Genomic DNA, 11,359 nt, shown 5'->3' with positions numbered 1-11,359 from the left:
GGGGAAAGCAATGTCAGAGCATCGTCGCTTATTTAGTAAATTCTTACAAATCATCTACCAAGTCCTAGTAGGGCAATGGATCTATATTTTGGTCTTTATGTCAGCGGGGGGAGTCTTATCCAGTCTATCAGCTTTCATTACCGTCTTTGAATTTTATCATTTGACTCAGGACTCGATAGGGATTTCACGCTTTAAAGTAGGAGATTTTGTTCGGAAATCCGCTCTTAAAAATTTGAGAAGCTATCTTATCCCTAGTCTGATTTGGTCACTGGTGTTGGGTATTTTGACCTGCAATCTTTTATTTTTATCGCGCGGTCATTGGCTAGGTTTGGCGATCTTCCTGATCAATTTATTCCTATGGGCTCTTGTGATAGCCATGGGGATCGCTTTCGCATATTTAAGCGCCCATTATCCAAAGACTTCAACCAAAGAAAGAGTACAGAATGCTTGGGCTTATGTCTTGGCTTATTTGGCCGAATGGTTGCTGACCACCGTCTTGTTGCTGGCTTCCCTGTTGGCATGTTGGCAAGGGATTCCTGCTTTATTCTACTTGTTGGGTCTAGGTTGGCTGATTAAAGGCTATCAATATTTAATGAAACAATTATCTTCTGGCCACCATTTTGGTCGTTGGCGTGAATATTGGCGTCGTGAAGATATCTAAGAAATCAATGATTGGAGGGATTAGCAATGAATAAAGACCAGCGACATGCAGAAATTAATCAATTAGTCGGCCAAGCTGGGAAAATGTCAGTAAACGATCTAGCCGACATTTTGGCGGTAACCCCAGAAACTATCCGCCGAGATTTAGATGAATTAGAAAGTAATCAATTGATTACACGTATTCATGGGGCAGCCATTCCTTATGCACCTGAAGAAGTGGAAATGATGTTTACCAAGAAGATGGCAGTGAATAAGAAGGCTAAGCAACGGGTTGCCCAAGCTTGTTGTAATCTGATTCGATCTGGGGATACGATTGCCGTAGATATTGGCACGTCTACTCTGTTCATCGGCGAATTGATTAGCGGTTTAGAAGATATTACGGTGATTACCAATTCTTTAGCTGCTGCTCAAAGCTTCAATAATGCTATTGAAGATGGGCGAATGACAGGGCAGGTCATTGTCTTACCGGGATTTACTAATCCGGCTCAGGCCTCGATAAAAGGTAGTTATACGGTCGATTTTCTAAAGAAATTTCATGTCGATAAAGCGTTTATTTCTTGTGGCGGCTTATTACAAGATGCGGTCTATGATTTTGATATGGAAGAATCTCTAGTTTCTAAGACGATGATCGATTGTTGTGATCAAGCAATTTTGTTAGTTGATAAAAGTAAGTTAGGAGTCCGTACGCTCTTTGAAGTCACCCCTTTAGCAGCTATTGATTTAGTGGTTTGTGATGGTCCTGCCCCTGAAACTTGGCAGGCCCCCCTACCAGAATGGCTAGAAGTATAAGGAGAGAAGCATGAATAAAGAAGCATTCACTGAATTAAGTCCGCAGATTCTCTTTCAGCAAGCATTTAAAGTAAGTTACCAGGCTCATCAGAGTCATTTGAGTTATCGTTTTAATGTGCCGGCTAATTGTGCAATCTTAAAGATTTATTTTGAGTATGACCCTTTATGGGAGAAGAATCCAAAGACAATGCGTCGTGCCTTAGATTTAGCGGGCTTATATCAGGATAAAGTTGAGGAAAATGCAGGCTTCCGAAATTTAATCACTGTTTCTCTCAATGATCCGGAAAATTTCCGGGGGGCGCACCATTACTTTAATACCCAACAAGAAATGATTCTGAGTGCGAGTGAAGCATCTTTGGGTTTCATTGCCGGTGAGATCCAGGCTGGACAATGGGAGCTTATTTTATCTTGTCACGGCATCTTTTCAGATGAAATTCAGGCCACCTTGAAGATTGAAGCTTGGCTGAGCAAGCCAGCAGAGCCATTTCTCTGTCCTTTTGCTCAGGCTCGGCCTGATCTCAAAGTTAAAGACCGGCCCTTTATCGGTAGTCAAGATCTCGTGGATTATCGACTTGAACTCCATGCCCATACCATCCATAGTGATGCCCAGCAATCGACGCAGGAATTATTGCAGGCAGCGGACCAACTATCACTCGATTGGTTAGCCATCACCGACCATAATACAATCAGTGCTTTGCAGGAAGCTGAGAAATTACCGCAAGATAGCTACCGGGTTAAATTACTGGCTGGTATGGAGCTGACGACTTTCTATGGTCATTTCTTAATCTACGGTCCGCAAGCTAAGGTATGTCGGGATTGGACCCGGGTGACTTGGGATAACTTTAATCATTATTTGCAAACCTTGGTTGAGGAAGGGCTGATGGTCACGATTGCTCATCCATTTGACGTGGGCAATCCTTATTGTACCGGCTGCCGTTTCGACTATCCGCTCGCAGATTATCGCTATGTGGATAATATTGAAGTTTGGAATGAAGCCAATCCAGTTGGCCGGGCAAAGAACGAGCAAGCCTATCAACATTGGCTACAACTGCTTAAAGCAGGCCTTGAAATTAATGCAACCGCTGGTCGTGATTGGCATCGAAGCGATCCAACTGACCAAGTGGCCATAACGCATGTGATGGCTCCTAAAGAAGCTCAAGCCGCACAGATTCTGCAGGCATTATCATTGGGTCGTTCTTACATCAGTCTGCAGCCAGAGCTAAGCTTTACGGTCAACCAACACTATCAGCTTGGCGATCGGGTGCCGCAGATTTTTGATCAATGGCAGGTAGATATAGCCTTATACGATTTACCTGAACAAGCTCAGCGGATAGAACTCTGGAGCGAAGATCAATGTTTGCTTACCGAATCGATAGCGGGTTCAAACGGTTATCACGGCCAGTTCACTTTACCAATGGCAGACCACCGACTCTTACGCTTAGAAGTCTTAGATTCAGCTAACCAACTGCTACTCTTTACCAATCCGATTTACCGTTAATTGTATTTATCAATAGTAAATATAGCCCTTCCTCGCCAGTGTTTAACTTGGGGGAAGGGTTTTTTCTAGGTCTGGCTGAGGCTTCATGCTATCATACAAGAGTATTTATAAAGGAGCGATGTCCATGAAATATAATTATAAGCTAGACCAAGTACGAATTTGGGCTTCCATTGCTGTGGTTCTAATTCATGTGACCTCATATCTACCTAATTTGGGGCGCGAAACTTTGGAGAATTATTACTGGTATCGGCCCATATTAAATCTGGGCGTTCCTTTCTTTTTTGGCGTGTCTGGCTATTTGCTCAATGCCAAAGAAGATGCCTTTGTTCGCCGCTATTGTCGGAATATTAGTTTTCGTTTTATAATTTATTCGTTATTCTATGTTCTGGTCGATGGCCTCATCTTGCTGTCCTTACATAAGAATTTGCTTCAAGCAGCCTCAGCTTGGCTCAATGAGCGGAATCTGTATTCATTCTTCAATGGGACTTGGGGACAATATCATTTATGGTTCTTGTTCGCTCTAATCTTTGCCAGCTATGGTGTGGGTAAGCTCTTGCAATGGCGCTGGGATATTCGTTATATATTCTTCCTGTGTTTATCGCTAAACGCGGTGATTTGGTTGACCCCGCGATCTGAATTTCTAGATATGCTATTTCGTTATGGTGGCATTCCCAAAGCCATGCTATATATTTCTTTAGGGGCGATGGCGGTCCAACATCCGCCAAAGATACGGATTCAGCGTTGGCATATCCTGCTGAGTGGCGTGGTTTATGGCTTGCTCTTCAACTTTAGTCAGTTTAATCTGCTTAATGAAGTCGCCTTAGTGGCATTAACCTATTTGTTATTAGCCTATGTAATTCAACGTCCAGGAGAATATTCTTGGTTAAATCGCTGGTCCAGCATGTCCTTAGATATCTATGTCCTTCATGTCCTCTTTCTAAAAATTGTCAAGCTCTATGGAGAAGCTAAATTATGGAATTGGTTTAACTCGGATTTATTATATATTTTGGTGTTGATGCTAGTCTGTGTCTTAGGCTCGATTCTGATCTATCCTTTAGTCAATCGATTCTTCTTCGATCCGCTGGAACAATTATTGAAATTAAACTTAGAAGAGTAGAGACTCCACATCAATTAGGTTATAATGATAAACATAAGTATAAAAGGAGGCATGCATGGTGAAGGTGCGTAAAGCAGTTATTCCAGCAGCAGGATATGGGACTGGATTTCTTCCAGCAACCAAAGCCCAACCCAAAGAATTACTACCGATCGTTGATAAACCTATCATTCAATTTATTATTGAAGAAGCCATTCAGTCCGGGATTGAAGAAATTTTAATCATTACAGGTAAACATAAGCGAGCGATTGAAGATCATTTCGACTCGAATATTGAACTAGAAGACAATTTAGAGAAGAAAGGCAAGACTGAACTTCTAGAGATTGTTCGCTCGACTACGCGGACCAACTTATATTTTGTCCGTCAATCTTATCCAAAGGGTTTGGGTGATGCCATTTATCATGCTAAGGCCTTTGTCAATGATGAGCCTTTTGTGGTCATGTTAGGGGACAATATTATGGTTGGTGACCAACCCGCAACCAAGCAACTAATCGATTTATATGAAGAGATTGAAGCCCCCTTGATTGCCGTATTACCGACCGATAAGGCGGAAATTTCGAATTATGGCGTAATTCAATTGAATCAAGAACTAGCAGATCATCCAGGTGTCTATGAAGTTTCGCATTTTATTGAGAAACCAGCTGCTGAGCAAGCGCCGTCAAACTTGGCAATTGCGGGCCGTTATATCTTGCCAGCAACCATCTTTGATGTCCTTGAGGACCTTGATCCAGGTGTTGACGATGAAATTCAGTTGACCGATGCGATTGAAAGATTGAATCAACAGACACGTGTCTTTGCCAAAGAAATCGATAGTCAGCGCTATGATGTCGGCAATAAATTTGGTTATATGCAGATGAGTTTAGCTTATGGTTTACAGCATCCTGAAACGGCAAGTGGTCTAAAGACCTATCTGCAAGATTTGGCTCAGAAATTACGCTAAACAACAGATTTGGCAAAACTGGGATTTTAGAACAAACCTATTAATCATAAGGAACTACCGAATTCTTACCTAGAGAGATCATCCTAAAATATTCTACAAGAGTTGGATTGAGATTGCTTAAACAAGATCTAAACTCCACTCGTTAAAGCAAGTTGGATTTTCGCTCTGATCTTGGAAAGTATTCGGTGTTTTTTAGTTTGAAATTTGAATTAGAGGATTCATAATATTTGAAAAAGTACTCGACGTTCTGTTGCTGGAAAGACTGTGTCAGATGACTTTTATCTTTTTAAGCCCAAAGTAAATGGATTCGAAGATTCACGCATCTGGACAGACATTGTAGGCATTTATCGCTGAGCATCTAAGAGTATTCGAATCGCTTTTTTACGGTATAAAAGAGAGAAAGGGTCAATCATGAAATTCTGGCCCACTTGTACTATAATAGAATCACTGACAAGAGAATAATAAGGGAGGGATTCAGTTGGCAAGTAAACATCGTTTAATCAAATGGTATAAAGATAAGCAAGGCTTAGTTTCTTATTCCAAAGAAAATCGTGGAGGACCGCATAGTTATGATAGTGCAGGAGCCATGTTCTCTGCCTTAATCTATGCCGATTACCTTCCTCAACATTCTTGGATTGGTGACCTGTCGCTCTTATTGCATTTAGAAGGTTCCTTACTCCATTGTATTGATTACCGGGAAGTCCGGCGAGGCGATATCTTTATTTCGACCGATCCAGATCAGCCACAAATTGGTTATACCGGCGTGGTCATCGACCGCCACCGGATGATTTATTGTAGTGAAGAATATGATGGGATTGTCATTTCAAAGTTTAGGAGCTGGCCGGAACAAGAATTATATTGGTATCGTTTAGCCGAACCCGTCCGTAAGCAAGAGTCTTTCTTGGAGAAGTTGGAACAATGGCTTAATCGTTACAATCGACGTCGAGCACTCCAGGCAGTAAATACTTTGGATTTGAGTCGACGGCTTAATCAGCTTTATCGTGACATAAATCACAGAAAAGTTACGGATTGATAACAGATTTGAAATAACTTTCATCTAGCTATCCATGATGATACAATAATTGTGAAGAACTAATATAAGGAGGACCTACCTTGAAGAAGAATTTAAAACACTTAATGGTTGGCTTACTAGCTTCAACCATGGCTTTGGGAACCGTTCAATCGATTCATGCCCAAGCCACTTATACTGTCAAATCAGGTGAATGGTTATTGAAGATTGCTAATGATCACGGCGTTTCTTTAGCTGATTTACAAGCATGGAATGGATTAACCAGTGATTGGCTAGACGAGGGCCAAGTATTATATATCGAAAATCCAGGCAACGCTTCTGAATCGAGTTCAGCCACTCCAGTAATCAGTGGATCCACCTATGTGGTTCAACCCGGTGATACCTTATATACCATCGCGATTGCGACTGGGACAACTGTGGATGCTTTAATGGCCAATAATGGCCTCAGCTCATCTTGGCTCAATGTCGGAGATGTCCTCTATCTAACAGCCGGAGGCGGTCAAGCTAGTCAACCTGCTCCAATTACTTCCACACCTTCAGCTAGTGGCTACCATGTGGTTCAACCAGGCGATACCTTATCCTATATTGCAATCGCTAATGGCACAACCGTTGAGAATATCATGGCCATTAATGGTTTGACCAGCACTTGGCTCAATGTCGGGGATAAATTAGCCTTGACCGGATCCGGCGCAAGTTCAGTAGATTCAGGAATTACTTATACCGATGATTGGTCAGGTTATCATACAGTCCAAGCGGGGGAAACTCTCTGGGATATCGCCAACGCCTATGGCACAACTTATGAAGCGTTAATGGCAGCAAATGGTTTGAGTTCTTCTTATCTCAATGTCGGTGATCAAATCGCTGTTCCTGGTTATATTGAAACAGTAGTCGCGAATGATTCAGCTGCTGAGTCAAGCCAGCCATCAACGGACCAAGCAAGTTCGACCAGCAATAGCAACAAGAAAGATAAAGAGAAAGAAAGCGACAAAGAGAAAGATACCGAACAAGATTTACGAGAGCTTTCTAAAGAAGAGTTAGAGAAACTTTATAAAGAACTACCAGAAGCAGCCCGTCCACGAAAACATAAGGTTGCCGAAGGTGAAAGTTTAGAATCGATTGCGAAGACTTACAATTTCTCCGTTAATTCCATTAAAGAATGGAACGAATTGAGCGACGATCAAGTTCCAGTTGGCGAAGAAATTTATGTCTCCAATCCGCGCTATATCCCTGAAGTGTATGAAGTAGCTGCTGGCGACTCCTTAGACTCGATTGCCAGTCAATTTGAAATCTCGACCCAAGATATCGATGAATGGAACAAGTTGAATGGGGCTGCCGCTAAGGAAGGCGACAAATTAGTCGTTTCAGATCCGACGCCACGTCAACATAAGGTTCAACCGAAAGAAAGTTTAGAAGCGATTGCCAAGAAATATGGCATCAGCAAGGAACAGTTAATTCAATGGAACAATTTACCTGAAACTGTACAATTCTTTAACGGTACCTTGGCCGTGGTCGATCCTGAAGGGGTAGAATTTGACCAAGAAGCAGCTAATACTGATGAACAAAGTTCTGCAGACAATGGCCAAACAGAAGCCAGTCAAGAATCAAGTGAAGAAGAAACAACGGTTAGTGAATCATAATTTCTCAATGAATCGTAAAGAATCCCTCACTGGCGAGCTCATGATAGGGCTCTGTCAGGAGGGATTTTCTATTATTGACTGAGCGCAGCCCAAGCTGCATATTGACCGGCAATAGAACCGGTGACGAATGCGGCAGTGATATTATAGCCACCTGTGTAGCCATTAATATCTAAGAGTTCACCGCAGAAATAGAGTCCATCCACCAATTTTGAGGCCATCGATTTAGGCTCAACTTCTTTAACGGAGATGCCACCGCCCGTTACAAACCCTTTTTCAATCGGTTGCGATCCGCTAGCACTGATTGAATAATGTTTAACAGTTTGCCAAAGCTCATTTACTGCTTGATGTTCAAGTTGTTTATAGGCCTGGTCGGGAAGAATTTTACAGCGATACAGAATGGCTTGGGCCATTCGTTCTGGCATCCAATTTTTTAATAGGGTTAAGACGTGTTTGTCACGCTGATCTTCTGCATGCTGGCAGAGATCCTCAATACTCTGTTCTGGAACTAAGTCGATGGAAAGTCGAGCAACTTGAGCCTCAGGATGGTCTGCTAACCAAAGGTTGACATGGCCTGAACATCGTAAGATGGCGGGGCCCGAATAACCAAAGTGAGTGAAGATCATATCCATCTGATGGTGGACGATTTCTTTGCTTTCAGCAGCATCATCCCACAGACTGACCCGCACATTGCGTAAGGAAATGCCCTTTAATTCATTCGATGTAACTTCTTGATCGGTCGATAGCAGACCGGCTTCCGTAGGATAAAGGGGGCGAATGCTATGACCGACTGACCGCGCTAATGCATAGCCATCTCCGGTCGAACCGGTTTTGGGATAGGCTCGCCCGCCCATCGCCAGAACTAGACTAGTACAGGCGAAAGATTGCCCATCTTGGGTTTCGACACCGACAATTTTTTGTCGGTCAGCGGAGAATTTCAAGGACTGAACCGTATTTTGGTAATAGATTGTAACACCAAGTTGATCTAATTCGGCGAGCAAGGTATCGAGAATAGTTCGTGACCGGTCGCTAACCGGGAACATACGCCCATGATCTTCCTCTTTCAATGGAACGCCTCGCGTTTCAAAAAAGGCTATGATATCTTCTTGGTCAAATTGATTCAAGGCAGAATACAGAAACTTACCATTACCCGGAATGTGACGAATGAGTTCTTCGCGCTGAGTACGATTGGTGACATTACAACGACCTCCGCCAGATAGTAAGAGTTTGCGTCCGGGAACTTTATTCTTCTCTAAGATGAGAACCTTGGCTCCTTGCTGGGCTGCCTGGATGGCAGCCATTAGACCACTCGTCCCAGCCCCAACTACAATTACATCATAATGATTTGTCATAAGGACTCCTTTAATGTTAATTAGGCGCAAGTCGACGAAGCGTCGACCCATATTGCCTCAGGATTGATTGTCTTTCATTCAGTTTAACATATACTTAAATTAAAGAACAAAGAAAGAAGGAGATAATATGGAGCAAATAGATCCGAAGAAAGTAGGCGCCTTAATCCGCCAGTGTCGCCTTGATAAACAACTTACCCAGAAACAATTGGCTGATAAATTTTTCCTTTCGGATAGTACGGTCAGTAAATGGGAACGAGGCTTAGGTTTACCAGATGTGGAGCTATTATTACCGCTAGCTGATGAACTCGAACTCACGGTTAGTCAACTCTTATTAGGCAGTAAAGACCATGTCGACCAATATGAAGTACAAACGGTCGACCAATTATTAGGCCAAACCATCGAGCTGAAAGTCAATCAACAAGCTAGAGCGCAAGAACGACTCGTCCGACGTCGTCAATATCAAGGCTATTTGATATTGGCTTTAGGAATCTGGCTGTTGGAGAACCTTTATCTCTATCTGAAACAAGTTCCCTTGTGGCAAGAAGCTTATTGGATACCATCGGTACTCTTATTAATCTTTGCGATTGGCTTCTTCTTTATCATCCATGAAAGCTTACCAAATTATTACGATGAACATGCCATTTCCTTCTATACGGATGGCATCTTGCGGATGAATTTGCGAGGAATCTCCTTTAATAATCAGAATTGGCCCTATATCTTACTTCGTAGTCGGCAAACAATCTTAGGCTTACTGATAGTGTGTCCGCTCTTTTATTACTTTCTTGGACAATATAATAGTCAATGGAGCTGGTTGCTCACAGCTATAGTCGTCATTGCCTTATTAGGCAGCCTGTATTTAGGGGCCTATCAAGCTAAGAAAGCCCATCAAGAATAAAGCAAAATTTTACGTTGGTTTTGATAAAAAAGTGACCCCCTTAAAGTTAGATGCTTTTGATCTAACTTTAAGGGGGTCATTGTAGTGAGCGGGTGATTTAGTGAAATCATCCTTAAGCAAAATTTACAAAAGTCCGTCCGGTGCGTTTTTGTAATAGGCCGGTGAATTGATAACTTAATTCGAAATCGACCATGCCATGAATGAGGGTACCCAGACCCACCAGAACAACTAAGATATAAAAGAAATTATCGCCCATTGGACTCAGTCCAAAACTGGTGAAGAGATAGACGACTAGAACCTCACCTAGGGCGTGGACTAAGTTCAGTCCTAAGTTAAGTAGAAAACGTGAACTCACTCGAGTGAGAATCTGTTTCTGTTCTTGAATTATCCGAGCGCCGATACTGGCATAAATCAGATGGGTGAAAGCTCGGGCGACAATCACGACAGGAAAGCCGGCGACTTGAAAGCCCAAGGTGGTCCCTAAGGCGACGACTGTAGTGACGAGGGGAGAGACGAACATGGCCATGTTGATAGGTACATGACTGGCTAAGGTATAAGAAGCAGGACCGATAATTACTTTGATTGGCATAATCATCGGGATAATGATGCCTACTGCTGTTAAGACAGCCGCAATCGTCATCGATCTAGTTTTACTTAATGGTGCTTGCATAATTTCCTCCTAAAGTTTATGGAGTTAGTTTAGCAATTAACTTTACACCTGTCAAGACACCTAACGGGTATATAGAATGCCAGCGGCTTTCAAATCGGCTTTAATCTGCTTAAATTCTTCGACGGTTGGCGTCGTTAAGCTATGAATATGGATGCCATCGGTCAAAGAACTTAACATTTCGCCTTGGTAATCAGACATTTGCTGAATAAAGTATTCAATATCCGCTAAACTGCTAATTTTTAAGGAGGCTTTCAAGATACCATAGACCGGATGATCCACCTGGACATCTTCAATTTGGCCGCCATCTTGAATAATAATACGTAACTCCTCTTCCGTTTGTTCAGGACCATGTTGACAGACAATCTTACCTTGGTAAGCGGTCGAATTTTTGGGACCGGCTAATTCGGCTAAGACGTACCCCTGGTTGGTCGCTAAGATATCGGCATAACCTGCTCGTAAGAGGGCAATGTCCCCGACAATCACTTGGCGACTGACTTGATATTTATCAGCAAATTGATTCGCGGTAATCGGGCTTTGACTCAGTCGCAAATCAGTCAAGATCTGCTGCCGACGTTCTTTGGCTTTCATATAAACACACTCCTTATCGAACTTATTATAGCATGGGCAGCATAGATCTGCGATGAATCATAAATTAGTAGAGGATGGATGTTGGTGAAAGTAAATTTTTCAGAAGTAGAGCACTTAGGGGAAAGCCTGCTATAGAATCTTTAAGGCCAAGGTTTCGGATGATTTTTTGAACCTAAAGACCAACAATGA

Annotated in this window: 11 protein-coding genes; 8 read left to right on the top strand and 3 right to left on the bottom strand. The window is 42.5% G+C overall.

Going from position 1 to position 11,359, the window contains the following annotated elements:
- Nucleotides 1–10 precede the first annotated feature (10 nt).
- The 7 genes from M0R79_RS08205 to M0R79_RS08175 all read left to right on the top strand — a co-directional run bounded on the left by M0R79_RS08205 (nt 11) and on the right by M0R79_RS08175 (nt 7,668).
- Complete coding sequence (locus tag M0R79_RS08205; protein WP_248417114.1) at nt 11–661, top strand: hypothetical protein; 651 nt, start codon at nt 11–13, stop codon at nt 659–661.
- A gap of 26 nt (nt 662–687) precedes the next feature.
- On the top strand, nt 688–1,449 hold the full coding sequence (locus tag M0R79_RS08200) for a DeoR/GlpR family DNA-binding transcription regulator (protein WP_092572343.1): 762 nt from the start codon (nt 688–690) through the stop codon (nt 1,447–1,449).
- Nucleotides 1,450–1,459: 10 nt separating this feature from the next.
- Entirely contained in the window at nt 1,460–2,947 is a 1,488-nt protein-coding gene (locus tag M0R79_RS08195) for a CehA/McbA family metallohydrolase (RefSeq protein WP_248417115.1), read from the top strand.
- A 124-nt stretch (nt 2,948–3,071) separates the two neighbouring features.
- A complete protein-coding gene (locus M0R79_RS08190; RefSeq protein ID WP_248417116.1) occupies nt 3,072–4,064 on the top strand; it encodes an acyltransferase family protein in 993 nt (330 codons plus the stop codon).
- A 55-nt stretch (nt 4,065–4,119) separates the two neighbouring features.
- A complete protein-coding gene (gene galU, locus M0R79_RS08185; protein ID WP_092572337.1) occupies nt 4,120–5,001 on the top strand; it encodes a UTP--glucose-1-phosphate uridylyltransferase GalU in 882 nt (293 codons plus the stop codon).
- 478 nt (nt 5,002–5,479) lie between these two features.
- The gene (locus M0R79_RS08180) at nt 5,480–6,034 is read left to right on the top strand and encodes a peptidoglycan amidohydrolase family protein (RefSeq protein WP_159428891.1); all 555 of its coding nucleotides are present in this window, start codon (nt 5,480–5,482) and stop codon (nt 6,032–6,034) included.
- An 80-nt stretch (nt 6,035–6,114) separates the two neighbouring features.
- Nucleotides 6,115–7,668, top strand: a complete 1,554-nt coding sequence (locus tag M0R79_RS08175; RefSeq protein WP_248417117.1) for a LysM peptidoglycan-binding domain-containing protein — start codon at nt 6,115–6,117, stop codon at nt 7,666–7,668.
- 71 nt (nt 7,669–7,739) lie between these two features.
- Here M0R79_RS08175 and M0R79_RS08170 read toward each other — a convergent pair whose 3' ends face one another.
- Entirely contained in the window at nt 7,740–9,017 is a 1,278-nt protein-coding gene (locus M0R79_RS08170) for a BaiN/RdsA family NAD(P)/FAD-dependent oxidoreductase (protein WP_248417118.1), read from the bottom strand.
- A gap of 127 nt (nt 9,018–9,144) precedes the next feature.
- Between M0R79_RS08170 and M0R79_RS08165 the strand changes: the two genes are divergently transcribed.
- A complete protein-coding gene (locus M0R79_RS08165; protein WP_248417119.1) occupies nt 9,145–9,912 on the top strand; it encodes a helix-turn-helix domain-containing protein in 768 nt (255 codons plus the stop codon).
- Nucleotides 9,913–10,024: 112 nt separating this feature from the next.
- Here M0R79_RS08165 and M0R79_RS08160 read toward each other — a convergent pair whose 3' ends face one another.
- Both M0R79_RS08160 and M0R79_RS08155 read right to left on the bottom strand, forming a co-directional pair.
- Nucleotides 10,025–10,582 (bottom strand): hypothetical protein, encoded by a 558-nt coding sequence (locus M0R79_RS08160; protein ID WP_248417120.1) that lies wholly within the window; start codon nt 10,580–10,582, stop codon nt 10,025–10,027.
- 60 nt (nt 10,583–10,642) lie between these two features.
- Nucleotides 10,643–11,170, bottom strand: a complete 528-nt coding sequence (locus M0R79_RS08155; RefSeq protein ID WP_248417121.1) for a transcription repressor NadR — start codon at nt 11,168–11,170, stop codon at nt 10,643–10,645.
- Nucleotides 11,171–11,359: the final 189 nt, after the last annotated feature.

Source organism: Ignavigranum ruoffiae, assembly GCF_023195815.2.
Classification (GTDB): Bacteria; Bacillota; Bacilli; order Lactobacillales; family Aerococcaceae; genus Ignavigranum; species Ignavigranum ruoffiae.
The sequence above is the reverse complement of the archived record's forward strand: the minus strand, read 5'-3'. Positions and strand labels throughout refer to the sequence as shown.